We start from the raw sequence: 15,319 nt of genomic DNA, 5'->3' as shown, positions 1-15,319 counted from the left end.
TTACTCCGAATCCGTAACGGAAAGGTCCAGCGCGATGTTCGCGGTCAGGTCTTTCGGGCAGTTGAGGGGGCGCAGCTTGAGGTAGGCCACGACAGAGGTTTTGCTCGTCCAGGTCAGCACGATGTCGCCGTCCTTGGGCTGCTCGATCTCGCCTGGAAACACCTGGCCGGCGAATTTGGTGGACTTGGCCATCGCGCGCAGCGGGGCCATCAGCTTGGACGTGGTGGTCGCCATGCTGTTGGCCGAGCTGTTCAGGGTCCGATCGCCCACGTAGCGGATCAGCAGAGCGCGCACGCGGCGGGCTGCCTTATCGACGACACGCAGGTTCTCGATCACCTGGAAGTCACTGCCGGGGGTGTCGAGCATGTTGCCGTCGCCCCAGTAGGTGCCCGGATAGTCCGGGTACGTCTGCGGCACAGAAAGACGCGCTGCGTCGAGCTGCGAAAGCACCGCGGAGGTCAGCGGGATGCCATCCATGTCTTTGGGTTCAGCGCCCAGGCCCAGGACCGCGCCGGTGGCAACCCGCATCGGAGTGTCGGCAATACTCACGGCGGCATTGGCCAGCCGACCGGCCAGCACGCCCAGGTTGTTGCCGTGCAGTTGCGGTACCGGCAGAACGCGAGGCGCAGCCAGGCCGTCGACAATGGTTTTCTGCTCGACAACGTAAGCGCTCCAGCTCAGCTGCGGAGCGATGCCGGCAGTGGCCGCCAGCACGAAGACACGGCGGCCCAGCTTGTTGCTTAGGTCATTGGCAGCAACGTGCATCGCTGACAGCTCGGCCTGAGTGGTGACCGGGTTGACGATCACCACCGCCTCGAAGGAATAACTGCGGGTGGCGCTCTCAAGCGCCTGTTGCCAGGTGGTTTCGCCTGCGATCGGAGCGGCGATGCAGGCCCAGCGATCACCGCCATTGCTGCGGGCTGCCAGGATTTGGGTTTTCAGGTCGCTGTCCGCGACGCCCAGCTGGACGTCCAGATCACTTTGGGTGTCCAACGGGACCAGCTTGCCGACGTTCTTGGCGGCGGGACCGATGAACAGGAAATAGCGTTCGATCTCGCTCACGGCACCCTGGCCGAGGTTGAGATTGTTAACGCTGACTTTGCCGAGTGCCATAAAGCGGTGCCTCGTTAGCGGGGTGAATTAAGGATTTGTTGCAGCACCAGGTTCACCAGTTGGCTGGTTTCGCTGTCGCTGGCACCGAGGAACTGACGCGCAGACAGCTGGATGTTCCAGCTTTGCGCACCGGTGGATTCGGCTCGTTCGTCGTCCAGGACGCGGATCAGCAATCCCGCTCTGGCGTAGTTCAGGTGTTGCTGGATCCACGCCACAGATGGGCGGGTCAGGGTCTTTTTGCCTTCCTGACGGGTCTTGAAACCCAGACGGCGCAGGGTCTTGGCCTGCTTTTCGGTAGCGGCGGTGCTCGGCGGAACCTTGTTCCACTGGCGCATCTGCGCGGCGGTGCGCCGTTCGGACACGCCGTTGTGCTGCTGCGAGGCAACCCAGCGGGTCAGCGTGTTACGCCAGCCCAGTTCGGCTTCGGTGCCGGTCAAGCGGGTGACATCGAGCAGTTTGCCCAGGCCGGTTTCCATCTTTTTCTTGCCCTTGGACGTGTCCTTGCGGGCAGCAAACGGGGTTCCATTCAGGTTCTGCTGGTTGCGGATCCGCTGCCGGCTCAGACTGCGCACGCGCTTGGCCACGTTGTTCAACAGACGTCTGCGCTTGGGCGTCGGAAGCTCCATCAAAGCCAGCAGGTCCTGGGCTTCGAGCATGCCGCGAATGTCCAGATCAAAGGCCATGACCGGTCACCTCGCCGCTCTCAGCTACCCACAGTTCGAACGGCACGAACGACCAGGTATTGCCGAACGCCTCGATCTCGCCGGCAGGATCCTCGGCCAGGTACTGCGCTTCGGTGAACTGCAGCTTGATGTCGACGTCGGCCAGGTCGTTGTCGAGCATGACCACGTCGAACACCACGTTTGGCAGACCGTCGCGGTCCTGGTCGTGGGTTTCCAGCCAGCTGCCTACCAAGGCAAACAGGCGCGCCGGGTGATCCGCGAACCGCTCGATCGAGATGGTCGCGCCGTAATTCATGTCACCCATATGCATGCCTTGGGTGTCAGGTTTCCAGACCAGCTCGACCTGCACCTGGTCGGTCCAGCTGTCGAGCTGCTCAGGGGCGACCAATTGGCGCTCGAGCAGGTAGGCGGTCAACGCCTTGAGCTTGATCACAGCAGCGCCGCCGTGATGCGGCCACGGCCCTGCAGCGACCGCACAGCAGCCTGGCTGAAAGCGAGGAAGGTTTCGGAGCGCTCTGGCAGTTCCTTGCCCACGTTTTCGGCGCTTTCGCGGCGATTGACCGTGGCGAACTGGGTCAGCAAGCTGGCTTTGGCGCGGCTGTAGACGGCGCGCTTATAGGTCGCCGCTTGAAAGGTGCGCTCTGGCAGGATGGTGGTGTCTGCGGATTCAACGTTGGACACGCCAGCGCCCTGCCAGCGCGCTTTTAACTTGGCCAGGTCGGTATTGACCTCGACCATGGCCATGTTCAGATCGGCGGCCAGCATCTCTACCATGTACTCCGCCGGCAGGCGGTAACCCTTCTGGAACTCGGCTATCGATAGGTCGGGCCAAAAACCATCATTCCCGATCCGTTCGTCTACCAGCACCGTGGGTTTTCCGGAGAAGCTCATACACTTTCCCCACAGGCCAAGGAGGACTGCTGAACATGACCGACGAACAAGGGAAGGTTGTTTCTATGAAAGAGCGGCTTAAAGCGCGCCAGACCGCTGCGAGACGTAAGCAGCAGCTCTCTGATAGAAGGCTTGAGGACGCACACGCAATGGCGCTGATGTTTATGCGTACCCAAGGTGATCATGTGGCGACGATCAAGGCAGCGCTGAAAGTCGCTGACCGGTACGTCATAGCACTGAGGGAGTGCGTCCATGTTCTGGGAGGCAGTAGTTTGGAAGTCACCGCGACCTTCCCCGAGGGGAAGATGGCGATAGATAAGCTCTCGCAGTGATCCGTTAAACATCTGTGCCTCACAAAGCCCCGCCCAGTGCGGGGCTTTTTGTATTAGGGGCGGGAAAACTGTTTCAGTGGGTCAGGGCCATAAATGGTTGGCTCACATCCACAGTTTCTCGCCGGGGGGGTAGTCGGTTATTCGGTGCCGTTGCCGGCGTTTTCTTTGGCTTGCGCCTTGGCCAGCGCCTTGCGGCAGTCAGACAGGCGTGTCCCTACGCCGATGCTTTCGTAGAGCTGTTCGGCTCGTTCGAAGTGGTGAATAGCGACAGGCCAGTCCTTGCGATGCAGCGCGATCATTCCCAGCAATTTGTGGTAGCGCGCCGGGATGCGCTCATACAGCTGCCATTCGCCATCCACACGGGGCAGCAGGTTGGAAACGTAGGGTTCAGGGCTGCGCCTGGCCTTGAATTCCGCCTCGGCCCAGTCGATCACCTCGTCTGCAACAAAGGTCGGAATGTCGCGGTTGAAGCGCTCAGGCAGCGCCTGGCCCTGGGATATTGCGAAGTCGGCCAGCTCAAGACCCTGGGTGAACTGCTCGGTGTCGAACAGCCAGATCAGGACATACACCAGCACCAAGTTCTGGAAATTCAATTCCGAATCGCGGTACCGCTGTACGTAATCCAGGTACTTGGGCAGCAGCTCGTCACGCTTGAGCATCTGGCGCTGCTCGCGGCTATTGATCGAGCTGATGCGCTCCAGATCACAGGCCAAGGCGTCTTCCATCAGCTTCAAATGCTTGCGTGCATTGGCAGAACTGGACAGCGCGGTGTCAGCCGAATAAGCCATCTGGGCACCGGCGATCGCAGCCGCTGGGCCTTCTGCGATCAAGCGGCGTTTGTGCGCCAGTGCCAGGCTCATGCTTTCACCAATTCGACGTTTTCAGTCATGGCGAACTTTTCCAGCTGCTCGATCACATAGCCTTCGTTACGGCTGTTGTAATCCTCGACGCGGGAGCGTTTCGGGTTATCGATGGTTTGCTTGCGCCAGCTGGAATCCTGGAAGTAGATCGACAAGTTGTCGAAGCTGGTGACCACCACGGCGTTGACCGGGAAGAACGGCACGCTGAAGCTCGGCAGACCGCCATAGGTCGCGATGACCTGAGCGTCTTCGATGCGTTCTTTCTCGGTTGGCAGATCGCCTTGTTTGGCATACAGCTTGGCTTTGTCAGCTGCCAGCAGGTCACTGCCGATGATTGCGATCAGGTCGCCGCCATCACGAACGCGCTCGTCGACCATCTGCTTGGTGTCATGCACCAGGGCGTCGAGGTTGGCATAGTCACCACCTTCGCCCAGCGTCACCTTTCCAGCGACCTTGCCTTCCTTGAGAACCTGCTCGGGGATCTGCTCGCGAGCGATCTGCAACCAGCCCTTGTTCACGTCCTGCAGCATCGGGAATTCAGTGAGGTTGGTCTGCGGCGCGGCTTTGAGACCGTGGAAACCGATCATCAGACGGTCGAGTGCGATCTGCTTCTGCACGGCAGCGGAGTAACGCTGTTGGAAGTCCGGGAACTTGGCCCAGGCGTCGATCTTGGCGTAAGGCAGGCTGACGTCAGATTCGGTGGAATACAGCTCGTACTGGTTGTCATCCAGCGCCGATGCGTCCTTGGCTTCGCGATCGGTGGTCTTGGTGTTGGTGCGACCGGTCACCGGACCAGAGACGCCCAGGAATACCTTTTGACCCTTGATCTCGGTCACGCCGATGACGTTGATGCGCTGCAGGAAATCGGACTTGTGGGTGATCGCCTCGTTGAGTTCCTGGGCAATCGACGGCTCGACGCTGAACGTCTTGCTGGCCAGCTCGACGCCATAGGATTCAGCCAGGGAAACCTGCAGGGCCGCGAACATCTTCGCGCCGTATGCGCTCAGTGACTGGGCCATGTCAGAGTACCCGCTTCGGTTTAGGGTCAGCGGCACCAGTGGTGCGTGACAGGTGGCGGCCTTCCGGCTTGTCCAGCAACGCGCTGAATTGCGCCTGCAGCTTGTTCATGCCGGCCAGCACTGCAGCGTTGGACGAGCCCTTACGGCTCAACTGCTTTTCGTCTTCGGCGGTGGCCACGATGTCATCGACCGCCGTCTGTACGTCGTCGATCGGGGCTTGATCGGGTGCCGGCGGTGCCTCTGCGAAACTGTCAATCAGCGCCTGAATGCCGGCAGTGACGATCAGTTGCTGTTCGATCAAGGCCTGCAGCGCTTTGGCTGTAGCTTCATCCATTGGGGGTTTGCTCTCGGTAGGGGTTTGCGGGGTGGTTTCGGCAGGCACCTCTTCAATGCCAAAGCGCTTGAACAGGCCGGTGAACATGCTGAACAGCTTGGCCACCTCGCCCTGCGGCTCGTCTTCACCGATCGTCCCGAAAGGAACGGCAACCGCGTAATGCACGGGCTTGCCGGTCTTGCGGGAAAAGTAGAGTTCTTGAGTGCCCAGGCTCGCCGGCTCGCCGGCTCGTCGGTGACGGCCAAGCCGGTCAGGTACGCCCTGCCAGTGCCAGCGAAGTCGGGCATGATCTCGATGCTGGTGAAGAGCTTTTCGCCTTGGTCGTTGAGCCACAGCAGCTTTTGGTTGGGTTTCAACTGCGCTTCCAGCGCGACTTGGCCGGGGGCCAGACCCTCGACGTCCTCGATCAGGCGCACGGCAAACACAGTGCCGTAGGAGCCTGGCCAGCGGTCATGTTCAGACCAGATGGTGGCCGTGTAAGTAGTAGTGCTGTACGTCTCGGCGATGTCGCGCAGTTCCTGGGGCGTGATGACGCGACCATCTACGGTAGGACCGCTGGTGGCGACGCGTTTCCAGAAGCTGACAAGGGAACGGGGCATGGGAAGAACTGCGCTCATCGGTAAGTTGAGGCCCCAAGATAGGGAGCCGCAACGCCTCCAACAAACGGTTTGCTTTCGCGCTTCTCCTATATTTGATTTATAGGAGAAACACGGATTTTAACTGCACGTTTTCCGCGTTTTCGCCGCATAGACTGCGGCCCATGTACTACTCAACCGAAGTCAAAGAAGCCGCCAAACGCCTGTTTCTACGCCGTCACAAGGCCAAGGAAATTCAGGCGCAGTTGAACCTGCCCAACATCCGGATCGTGTACCACTGGATTCGCGTTGGTGGCTGGGAAGACATGCTGACAGATGAAGAACCGCTGACCGCCGTCAGCCGGCGTATTACCTTGCTTCTGGAGAAAGCCGACTCGCTGACCAAGGGCGAGCTGGACGAACTGGACCGGTTGACGACCGTTCGCGAACGCCTGGTTAAGCAGTGTGTAAAGCCGGTGGTTCCGCCGGTTCGTGATGACCAGGGCGACGATGGCCATCGCCGCGATGATCAACGCGGTGAGCGACGGGAGCGTGGCAAGCGCGACGGCAAGAAGCGGGAAAAGAAGGTCAAGAACGACGTCAGCGAGCTACGCGAAGTGGACTTTCTCGACAAGTTCATCAGCAAAATGTACGGCTACCAGAAAGAGCTGTTCGCCGCGAAACAAAACCCGCTGACCGCCAGGATCCGGAACATCCTCAAAAGCCGCCAGGTGGGCCTGACCTACTATTTCGCCGGCGAAGCCTTCATGGACGCGGTGCTGACCGGCGATAACCAGGTGTTCCTGTCGGCCAGCCGCGCCCAGTCCGAGATTTTCCGCAGCTACATCATCGCCTTTGCCCAGGCGTGGTTTGGCCTGGAGCTGACCGGCAACCCGATCGTACTCAGCAAGGACGGCAAGCCCTGGGCCGAGCTGCGCTTTCTCAGCACCAACAGCAGCACCGCGCAGGGTCACCATGGCCATGTGTACGTCGACGAATATTTCTGGATCCGCGACTTCGAGAAACTGAACACCGTGGCCAGCGCCATGGCGACCCATAAGAAGTGGCGCAAAACCTACTTCTCTACGCCCAGCGCCGTATCGCATCAGGCGTACCCGTTCTGGCAGGGTGAGAAATTCCGCAACAGCAAACGCAAGAACGCCAAGGAGCCATGGCCGAGCGATAAGCAGATCTCTGCCGGCGCACTGTGTCCGGACGGTCAGTGGCGCAAGGTGATCACCATCCTGGACGCCATCGCCGGCGGCTGCGATCTGTTCGACCTCGAGCAGCTGCAGCTGGAGTACGACGAAGACAAGTTCCAGCAGCTGTTCATGTGCAAATTCATCGACAGCAGTCAGAGCGCGTTTTCCCTGGCAGATCTGGAGCGCTGCTATTCGGACCTGTCTCTGTGGGCCGACTTCGACCCGGACGATCCGCGCCCGTATGGCAACAGCCCGGTCTGGATCGGTTACGACCCGAGCCGGACACGCGACGACGCGACGTGCGTGGTCATCGCACCGCCGCTGGAGAACGGCGGCAAGTTCCGGATTCTGGAGAAGCACAGCTGGCGTGGTCAGTCATTTAAGTACCAGGCCGAGCAGGTCAAGAAGCTGACCGAGCGCTTCAACGTTCAGCACATCGGGATCGACACGACCGGCATCGGCTACGGCGTCTTCGACCTGGTGCGCGACTTCTACCCGCGTGCGACCTCGATCCACTACAGCTTGGAAACCAAGAACCTATTGGTGCTCAAGGCGCAGGACACCATCCAGGGCAGCCGCATCGAGTGGGACGCCGGCTGGAACGATATCGCCCAGGCCTTCCTGACAATCAAGCGCGGCACAACCGCCAGCGGCCAGGTGACCTACAGCGCGTCGCGAACCGACGCGACAGGTCACGCGGACGTGGCCTGGGCGGTCATGCACGCCCTGCAGTACGAACCCCTCAACACGGACAAAAAGCGGCGCAGTCGCTACGCACTCACTGGATCAACTTCCCATGGCAAAACCCAAAACCCTGCAGCAGGAAAAACCGGCGCAACGGCCCATGCGAGCGTTCACGTTCGGCGCGCCGGAATCCGTGTTGACCGACAACATCGCGCAGTACCTGGGCGTGTTCGCCAGCGACGACGGTCGCATCTTCACGCCGCCAGTCTCACGCAGGGGGCTGGCCAAGCTGCTCAAGGCCAACGCACACCACGGCGCGATACCAGGGTTCAAACGCAATCTGCTGCTGCGTGAGTTCATGCCTTCAGCCGGCCTGTCAGTGGCCGAAATAGGTAGGGCTGCGCTGGACTTTATGGTGTTTGGCGAAGCGTACTTCTACCGGGTGCCTAACCTGCTGGGCCAGATTCTGGAGCTGCGACACCTGCCGGCCATCAACATGAGGGTCAAGGTCGACGGTGGGTTCATCCAGTTGGAGCAGAACGGGCGAGAAACGGAGTTCGACGCGGACGAGATCGAGCACGTCCTCAACTACGACGTCGAACAGAACATTTACGGCGTGCCTGAGTACCTGGGCGGTCTGCAGGCGCTGCTGCTCAACGAGGCAGCAACACTGTTTCGCCGGCGTTACTACAGCAACGGCGCGCATGCGGGATACATCTTCTACACCAACGACCCGAACCTGACCGAAGAGGACGAAGACGAGCTACGTGCCCAGATCACGGCCAGCAAAGGCGTGGGCAACTTCCGATCGATGTTCGTCAACATTCCAGGCGGTTCCGAGAAGGCCATTCAGATCATCCCGGTGGGTGACTTCCAGGCCAAGGACGAACTGGAGAAGGTGAAGAACATCACGCGCAACGACGTGATCGCGGCTTGGCGCATGAACCCTGCCCTGGCCGGGATAATCCCGGAAAACAGCGGCGGATTCGGCGACATCGAGAAGATTGATCGCGTTTACACCAGCAATGAGATCAGGCCGATCTGTCAGCTGTTTGACCAGGCTAATTCGACGTTGCGAGAGGACAGGCGGTTCACCTGGAAACCGGCGCCGGATACATCTGTAACGGCTTGATATGACCGAAAGCACAGATAATGCCATTACATATATGGCAAAATAGTAGCCATAGGATGGCCCTGGGGAGGGAACATGCGGATTTATTGCACAACATGCGGGCACAAGGGACGGATCAGCTCACGGGAGGAAGTGACGAGGGCGTATGTGAAGTTGTACTGCCAATGCTTGGACGCCAGTTGCGGCCATACATGGGTGGCCAACCTGACTTTTTCGCACACGCTCAGGCCGTCCGGGCAGCAGCTGGACGTGATGCTTTTTGATCGTTTAAGGGATCTGACACCTGACAAACAGAGGGAACTGTTTGAGCAGTTGGGAAGGAAAGCAGTCGCGTGAAGTTAGAACCGCCGACCGACTAGGCCGGCGATCAGCGCATTAATCCTCTTCACATTCAGGGTGACAAACCAACAGATCGACAAGGCGCAGCACTCTGCGCTTTTCATCATCAGTCAAGCGGCGAAAACCTTGAATAATCTGTTGCTCCTCAAGGCCGTGCATGTACTCCCGGTTATAGCTCAGGTTACGAGAATCACACGCTACGTTTGTCATATCTGACATGCCTTAACTCCTTGAAATACATAGGGGAGGAGGCTTTATCGGCTATGGCATTACTGTTTTGTGTGGGCCGGGGAAAATCATTCACGCCTTATCGTATATGCGTTTTCGCGTCATCGGCCATGGCCTTCAGAAAACGTCGAATCGCATGCTGGTCGTGCTCAGGTATTGCTCGATACTGTTGAATCATCTGGTCCTCAACTTCGCTGAGTTCACCAGAACTGAGTGTAGTTCGGACGCCGTTGAGTATGTACATGACGTCGAAGCTCAGCTCACGTGCAACGATGCTCAGATACATTGCCGGCGCGTCGCTCGACCCGGCTTCGTAGTTCGCTTGAGTACGCTTCACAACGCCAGCCGCTTTGGCAGCCTGCTCTTGAGTAAGTCCGCACCGCATTCTCTCTTCGCGCAGTCGCGAGCCGATCTCTTCAGAAGAGTGCAAAATTATTCATCCAATGGCTTTGCAAATGCACGTATTTGCATCATTCTGCATTCCACACCACATGAAAATGCATGGAATTGCACTATGCCGAACAGCACCATCACCGAGCAAGCCCGTATAGCTGCACGTGAAGCTCTTGAGCGTCGTGGCCAGACGGCCAGAGGATTTGCGCTGCAGCACAATTTGAATCCCAGCACAGTGTACGCAGTACTGAGTGGCCAGAGCCGATGTAGATGCGGGGAGGCACATCGAGCTGCCGTCCTCCTCGGGATCAAAGACGGCGTGATTACAAGGTAATGGCACACATCAGCAGGGAAAAGCAGAACATGAAAAGTCCAGTTCTAAAGACACGCCGTGAAGTAGTCAGCGCGATCATCTGCAGCTATCCAGGCGGACGTGAATGCGCTGCAGCTCGGATCGGTCTTGCCTTGAAAAAGTTTGATAACCACGCCTACGAGAACAACAACAGTCGCCCGCTCAATGATGATCAGCTGTTCCAGCTGGAGCAGGAGGCCGGAACTCAGCATCTACCCAACTATGTGGCTTCGATGTACGGCGGCCTGTTCGTTCCGGTGGCTGATCCCGATTCGCTGGACAACGTCGAGATGTATGCCCTTTCCATTCAAGCGGCGGCAAAGCGTGGATGTGTCGACCTGGAGATCTCCAAGGCACTTGCAGACGGTTGCATCAATGAGGCCGAGGCAGAACACATCCTCAACGCACACAACCTGCACATGGCTGCACGTCATGCGGAAGTGTTGGCAGCTATCGATCTGTACCGCGCTAAATCAGGGACTGAAAAATGAACAACGTATCAGCTGATATGGATTATCAAGAGACAATCCGCGCTGCAGCTCAGGTATTTATCGAGCGCCATCAGGGCGAGCATTTGGGCGATCTGGGCCAACTGCTCAGTCGAACGACCGATCACCTGGTCGAAAGCTTTGAGGTCAAAGAGTCTTTTGCAAACCATCTGGTGCACCAGGCCTACAGCAACGTTCTGGCAGTCATCGGTCGCCAGCGTATAGACCTTCAAGCAAGCGCAGAAATGACAGTAGTGATCAGTGATCCCATCCGGGGACTCGCTTGGTCTGTACCTGTTCATCTGATCTATGAACACCTGATCGCTGCCGGCCACGGCAAACCCGTCTCCCCCGCCACTTAAACACCCCCAAACATTGCCTGCCCCACTCCAGTGGGTATGGGTGAGCTGCGCCTAAATTCGAGGTTTAACGATGGCCAACGCCGTGATCGTCACCGCTCAATTGCCCCAGGCAGAGGCTCAAGCACTGCTTGAAGCACTGCGTGAACAGTATCGCCTGAGGCTCAATGAATACTGGTACGACGACCAATACCGCTTTGTAGCGGACGGCCAACGCCATGGCGCAATTCTCGCCCACGTCCCTGTTATGGCAGCGCAAAAACGCCTTATGGCAGCCCTGAGCCAAAGCCTCAAAGCAGTGAAGCATTCATGAGAGACGATCTACGCCACGACGTTCTGCAGCGCATTCAGTCCGACTACGGATTGAAGCTCCGCAAATCAACCAACTATATGCGCGGCGGCACCTGCCCAAAGTGCAACAAAAAGGAGCTTTACACTCGCTTTGACAGCCCGTGGCAGTTGATTTGCGGCCGGCAGGAGAAGTGTGGACACACGCTGCACGTCAAAGAGATTTACGACGACCTGTTTGAGGATTGGAGCAAGCGCGCACCCGCGACCGATAACGCCCCTACCGCAACGGCTCGCGCCTACATGGAATTTGCCCGCAGCTTCGACATGTCGTTGATCACCGGCTGGTTCACTCAAGACACTTTCTTTTCGTCACAACATGACGCTGGCAGCGCCACAGTGCGTTTCGCACTAGAGAAAGGTGGCTACTGGGAGCGGTTGATTGACCGCCCTGCCCGGTTCGGGAAAATGAAGGCGCGCTTCAAACCAGGCGAAAGCTACAAAGGCGTGTGGTGGTGCCCCCCGTGTGTCGAGCTGCTGGACGTCAAAGAGCTTTGGATTGTCGAGGGAATATTTGATGCCATCGCGCTGGTGCATCACGGCGTGGCAGCAGTATCCGCTATGTCGTCCAATGCTTTTCCAGACGAGTCATTGAAGCGCCTCGCCAAAGACCGTGAAGGCAAATTACCGAAGCTGGTGTGGGCATTGGACAACGAGCCAGGTGCACACGCGTACACGAAGCGCTGGGTACGCCAGGCACGTGAGCTGGGCTTTGTCTGCGAAGCAGCTCAGATCCCCCAGCGTGATGGTCGCAAAGTCGATTGGAACGATCTGCACCAGCGTTGGTGGGCCATCGATGAGGATGACAAGCGGACTGAGCAGACCCAGAAGGACCTAACTGTTGCCAGGCACCACGGTGCTCTGCTGATCGCCGACAACGCAACGGAAAAAGCGTTGGTACTTTTCGACTGGAAGCGCCGTAGCGAATTCCACCTTGAATTTGGTAATCGCCTCTACTGGTTCAAGCTCGACTTGGAGAAATTCAACCGGGCCATGCAAGACCTTGAGGACAGCGAGCATCAGGACGATCAGTTACTGAACGACAAGCAACGTCGAGCCAAAGCTATGCAGCAATGTGGCGCGATTCAGCGAATCGCCACCTGCAACCCCAAGGCGCTGTACTACCAGGAGAACAAGCTAACCGACGAGTCCTGGTACTACTTCCGGATCACGTTTGCCCACGACGCCGCGCCGATCAAGAACACCTTTACCAGCTCGCAGATCGCCTCGTCCGCCGAGTTCAAGAAACGACTGCTCGGGATCGCACCCGGTGGGATGTTCACCGGCACCATGAACCGCCCCGGGTTTCTCGGAGACCCTTTTGTTTGAGTCATGCCACGTGGGCAGACTCGGTGAGTTGCTGATAATAGATGGCTTCTGCCTCGACCGGTGGAATATGACCGATTGGCTCCAGCAGGCGGCGGTGATTGAACCAGTCCACCCATTTCAGCGTTTCCAGCTCCACCGCCCCCCGTGTGGGCCAAGAGCGTCGATGAATCACTTCAGCCTTGTAAAGACCATTGATGGTCTCAGCCAAGGCATTGTCGTAAGAGTCACCGACACTCCCGACCGATGGCTCAATACCGGCTTCGACAAGACGCTCGGTATAGCGAATGGACACGTACTGCACGCCACGGTCACTGTGGTGAATGAGTCCACCCTGCTTGACTGGGCGACGGGTGTAAAGGGCTTGCTCCAGTGCATCGAGTACAAAATCGGTACGCGCTGAACTGGACACCTTCCAACCGACGATGAATCGGGCAAAGACATCAACGATGAAGGCCACGTAAACAAAACCCTGCCAGGTACTGACGTAGGTAAAGTCCGATACCCATAGGGCGTTCGGGCACTCAGCCACAAACTGACGGTTGACATGATCCTGCGGGCACGGCCTGGCTTGGTCGCTGACCGTCGTCTTGACAGGCTTGCCGCGTACCACGCCTTGCAGGCCCAGCTCTCCCATCAGGCGTTGCACCGTACAGCGGGCGACTTGCTGGCCTTCACGCAGCAACTGTCGCCAGACCTTGCGCACGCCATATACATGGAAGTGCTCATCCCAGACTCGCTGGATGTGCTCACCCAGTTCCTGGTCACGCTGCGCACGCGCTGACTGCTGGCTGGGGTCAGCCTGCTGAGCAGCGTACCGGTAGTACGTCGACGGGGCGATTGGCAACACCTTGCAAATCGGCTCGACCCCGTAAGACTGGCGGTTTTCATCAATAAACGTCTTCATCGTTTGAATGGGCGGTCGAGCTCCGCCTGGGCAAAATAGGCTGAGGCCTTACGCAATATCTCGTTAGCTTGACGCAACTGACGGTTCTCACGCTCCAACAGCTTGACTCGCTCACGTTCGACTGTGCTCAGCCCATCAAGCTGGCCGCTGTTGCGCTCAGATTGGCGAACCCACAGCCGTAATGTCTCGGGCGTGCAGCCGATCTTGGGGGCAATGGCACTGATGGTGGCCCACTGCGACTCGTACTCAGGAAGGTGTTCGAAAACCATCCTGATGGCCCGCTCACGGACCTCTGGGGAGTACTTCGGTAGTTTTTTCATCGCTCCATCCTCTCAAAGGTTGGAGTCTCCGAGAAACCCGGGGCGGTTCACCACGCAGCAACTGGACGCGTTCATTGAGGAGCAGACAAACGCGCTCAAGACCGTGCAGACAATCGACTTCACCGGCTACACCCGCGAACACGGTGCCTACGTTTACGGCGACGTGGCCGTGCGCGACGGCAAGGTTTACAAACTGAACGAGGAAGACTTTTTCGACATGGAGAAACTGAGCATTAAGACGCTCAGTCAGTCCGTCACGCTGAACATCAACACCGATCTAAACAAGTTCACAACGCGCTGGCTCGACATTCTGTGGCAGTGCTTTGGGGCCAAAGGAATCGTCGTTCTGGCGTACTGGCTGGGGGCATTGTTCGCGGAGCAGATCCGGCAACACCAAAAGAGCTATCTATTTCTTGAGGTGGTCGGCGAAGCCGGTGCGGGTAAGTCCACGCTGATCGAGTTTCTGTGGAAGCTGCTTGGTCGCCTCGACTACGAAGGCTTCGACCCATCCAAGGGCACGCCCGTCGCCCGCGCTCGTAACTTCGCCCAGGTCGGCAACTTGCCGGTCGTGCTGATCGAATCCGAAAGGGAAAAGACCGATGGCAGCGCGACTAAGCAGTACGACTGGGACGAGCTGAAAACCGCTTACAACGGCCGTAGCGTCCGGTCGACCGGGGTCAAGAACAACGGCAACGACACGCGGGAACCGCCGTTCCGCGGTGCTTTTGTGTTCGCCCAAAACCATGCTGTGAACGCCTCGGAGCCCATCCTGCAGCGAATAGCGCACGTCGGCATGACAAAGGACGGCCAGACAGCCAAAACCAAACTGCTGGTGGAAGAGCTCGAGCAGATGCCAGTCGACAAGGTGAGTGGCTTTCTGTTGATGGCAACAACCCGGGAAGCGCAAGTGATGCAGACCGTGAAAGCGAGTGTGCCGCTCTATGAACAGCGGCTGCTGCAGTTGCCCGAGATCCGCACCGTGCGTATTGCCAAGAACCACGCCCAGTTGCATGCGCTGGTCGACGCCTTGGTACATGTCGTGCCACTGCAGCAGCACCAGGTTGACGCAGCCCATGCAGAGGTTCAAAGCATGGCCAAAGAGCGACAACTGGCAATCAACGCTGATCACCCGATGGTCGTTGAGTTCTGGGAGCTTTACGAATACCTGAACAGCCACGCTGGTGCGTTGAACCACTCTCGTAATGAGGGGCTGATTGCGGTGAACCTGAACGACTTTGCCGAAGCTGCAGCGAACAAGCGGCAGAAGGTCCCGGATCTGGTCGAGCTCAAACGCCACCTGAAAACCAGCAAGTGCCCGAAGTTCATCGAGACGAACCGCAACGTTTGTTCGTCCTGGGATATCGACGCCGCTGATAAACCGAAAACCGTCCGATGCTGGATTTTCCAGGCTGCCTAATCACCACTCAGAGGAAG

General features: G+C 58.3%; 17 protein-coding genes, 3 pseudogenes and 1 other annotated feature. Of the genes and pseudogenes, 10 read left to right on the top strand and 10 right to left on the bottom strand.

What is annotated here, in order from left to right:
• The 4 genes from LJU29_RS25815 to LJU29_RS25800 are packed head-to-tail and all read right to left on the bottom strand — an operon-like array spanning position 1 to position 2,687.
• The gene (locus LJU29_RS25815; RefSeq protein ID WP_044310917.1) at positions 1-1,113 is read right to left on the bottom strand and encodes a DUF2586 domain-containing protein; all 1,113 of its coding nucleotides are present in this window, start codon (positions 1,111-1,113) and stop codon (positions 1-3) included.
• A 14-nt stretch (positions 1,114-1,127) separates the two neighbouring features.
• Complete coding sequence (locus tag LJU29_RS25810; RefSeq protein ID WP_257111373.1) at positions 1,128-1,796, bottom strand: phage virion morphogenesis family protein; 669 nt, start codon at positions 1,794-1,796, stop codon at positions 1,128-1,130.
• Positions 1,786-2,229 (bottom strand): phage tail protein, encoded by a 444-nt coding sequence (locus LJU29_RS25805; RefSeq protein WP_004415364.1) that lies wholly within the window; start codon positions 2,227-2,229, stop codon positions 1,786-1,788. The genes LJU29_RS25810 and LJU29_RS25805 overlap by 11 nt, the downstream gene beginning before the upstream one ends.
• Positions 2,226-2,687, bottom strand: a complete 462-nt coding sequence (locus tag LJU29_RS25800; RefSeq protein WP_257111372.1) for a head completion/stabilization protein — start codon at positions 2,685-2,687, stop codon at positions 2,226-2,228. The genes LJU29_RS25805 and LJU29_RS25800 overlap by 4 nt, the downstream gene beginning before the upstream one ends.
• A gap of 35 nt (positions 2,688-2,722) precedes the next feature.
• Between LJU29_RS25800 and LJU29_RS25795 the strand changes: the two genes are divergently transcribed.
• Complete coding sequence (locus LJU29_RS25795; protein ID WP_003342323.1) at positions 2,723-3,019, top strand: hypothetical protein; 297 nt, start codon at positions 2,723-2,725, stop codon at positions 3,017-3,019.
• A 137-nt stretch (positions 3,020-3,156) separates the two neighbouring features.
• On the opposite strand, the gene gpM is transcribed toward LJU29_RS25795, so the two are convergent.
• The 3 genes and pseudogenes from gpM to LJU29_RS25780 form a co-directional block, all read right to left on the bottom strand.
• Positions 3,157-3,879 carry a phage terminase small subunit gene (gene gpM / locus LJU29_RS25790; protein WP_257111371.1) on the bottom strand — a complete coding sequence of 241 codons (723 nt, stop codon included), beginning with the start codon at positions 3,877-3,879 and terminating at the stop codon, positions 3,157-3,159.
• Positions 3,876-4,898 carry a phage major capsid protein, P2 family gene (locus LJU29_RS25785; protein ID WP_024662766.1) on the bottom strand — a complete coding sequence of 341 codons (1,023 nt, stop codon included), beginning with the start codon at positions 4,896-4,898 and terminating at the stop codon, positions 3,876-3,878. Before LJU29_RS25785 ends, gpM begins: the two co-directional genes overlap by 4 nt.
• Position 4,899: 1 nt before the next feature.
• Positions 4,900-5,831, bottom strand: a pseudogene (locus LJU29_RS25780) (GPO family capsid scaffolding protein).
• Between the two features lie 161 nt (positions 5,832-5,992).
• Here LJU29_RS25780 and LJU29_RS25775 point away from each other — a divergent pair.
• The 3 genes from LJU29_RS25775 (at position 5,993) to LJU29_RS25765 (ending at position 9,161) form a co-directional block, all read left to right on the top strand.
• On the top strand, positions 5,993-8,047 hold the full coding sequence (locus LJU29_RS25775; protein WP_257111370.1) for a terminase large subunit domain-containing protein: 2,055 nt from the start codon (positions 5,993-5,995) through the stop codon (positions 8,045-8,047).
• Entirely contained in the window at positions 7,974-8,825 is an 852-nt protein-coding gene (locus tag LJU29_RS25770) for a phage portal protein (RefSeq protein WP_257112886.1), read from the top strand. The genes LJU29_RS25775 and LJU29_RS25770 overlap by 74 nt, the downstream gene beginning before the upstream one ends.
• Positions 8,826-8,900: 75 nt before the next feature.
• A complete protein-coding gene (locus LJU29_RS25765) occupies positions 8,901-9,161 on the top strand; it encodes an ogr/Delta-like zinc finger family protein (protein ID WP_024662769.1) in 261 nt (86 codons plus the stop codon).
• Between the two features lie 39 nt (positions 9,162-9,200).
• Here the strand turns inward: LJU29_RS25765 and LJU29_RS25760 are convergent, their stop codons facing one another.
• Positions 9,201-9,383, bottom strand: a complete 183-nt coding sequence (locus LJU29_RS25760) for a hypothetical protein (RefSeq protein ID WP_057422482.1) — start codon at positions 9,381-9,383, stop codon at positions 9,201-9,203.
• A gap of 88 nt (positions 9,384-9,471) precedes the next feature.
• Positions 9,472-9,822 carry a helix-turn-helix domain-containing protein gene (locus LJU29_RS25755; RefSeq protein WP_032703434.1) on the bottom strand — a complete coding sequence of 117 codons (351 nt, stop codon included), beginning with the start codon at positions 9,820-9,822 and terminating at the stop codon, positions 9,472-9,474.
• An 84-nt stretch (positions 9,823-9,906) separates the two neighbouring features.
• On the opposite strand from LJU29_RS25755, the gene LJU29_RS25750 reads away from it, so the two are divergent.
• The 5 genes and pseudogenes from LJU29_RS25750 to LJU29_RS25730 all read left to right on the top strand — a co-directional run.
• A complete protein-coding gene (locus LJU29_RS25750) occupies positions 9,907-10,119 on the top strand; it encodes a helix-turn-helix domain-containing protein (protein ID WP_032703435.1) in 213 nt (70 codons plus the stop codon).
• 29 nt (positions 10,120-10,148) lie between these two features.
• Positions 10,149-10,628, top strand: coding sequence for a YmfL family putative regulatory protein (locus tag LJU29_RS25745; protein WP_032631391.1), 480 nt, complete (start codon positions 10,149-10,151; stop codon positions 10,626-10,628).
• The gene (locus LJU29_RS25740; protein WP_257111368.1) at positions 10,625-10,987 is read left to right on the top strand and encodes a hypothetical protein; all 363 of its coding nucleotides are present in this window, start codon (positions 10,625-10,627) and stop codon (positions 10,985-10,987) included. The genes LJU29_RS25745 and LJU29_RS25740 overlap by 4 nt, the downstream gene beginning before the upstream one ends.
• 70 nt (positions 10,988-11,057) lie before the next feature.
• Positions 11,058-11,297: a hypothetical protein gene (locus tag LJU29_RS25735; RefSeq protein ID WP_004407174.1), complete on the top strand. Its 240-nt coding sequence runs from the start codon at positions 11,058-11,060 to the stop codon at positions 11,295-11,297.
• Positions 11,294-12,622: pseudogene (locus LJU29_RS25730) on the top strand (toprim domain-containing protein); the annotation flags it as partial. The gene LJU29_RS25735 and the pseudogene LJU29_RS25730, both read left to right, overlap by 4 nt.
• Before the next feature lie 40 nt (positions 12,623-12,662).
• On the opposite strand, the gene LJU29_RS25725 reads toward LJU29_RS25730, so the two are convergent.
• Positions 12,663-13,885 (bottom strand): IS3-like element IS51 family transposase gene (locus LJU29_RS25725; protein ID WP_257110834.1). Its coding sequence is split into 2 segments (ribosomal slippage): positions 12,663-13,600 and positions 13,600-13,885, totalling 1,224 coding nucleotides; the frame shifts between segments, so codons are not numbered across the junction.
• Positions 13,491-13,607, bottom strand: a sequence feature (AL1L pseudoknot). It overlaps the preceding gene by 117 nt.
• 49 nt (positions 13,886-13,934) lie before the next feature.
• Here LJU29_RS25725 and LJU29_RS25720 point away from each other — a divergent pair.
• Positions 13,935-15,302: pseudogene (locus LJU29_RS25720) on the top strand (bifunctional DNA primase/helicase); the annotation flags it as partial.
• Between the last annotated feature and the right edge of the window lie 17 nt (positions 15,303-15,319).

Origin of the sequence: Pseudomonas ficuserectae, from assembly GCF_024584585.1 — a bacterium.
Classification (GTDB): domain Bacteria; phylum Pseudomonadota; class Gammaproteobacteria; order Pseudomonadales; family Pseudomonadaceae; genus Aquipseudomonas; species Aquipseudomonas amygdali.
This window is presented reverse-complemented; position numbering and strand designations above follow the sequence as displayed.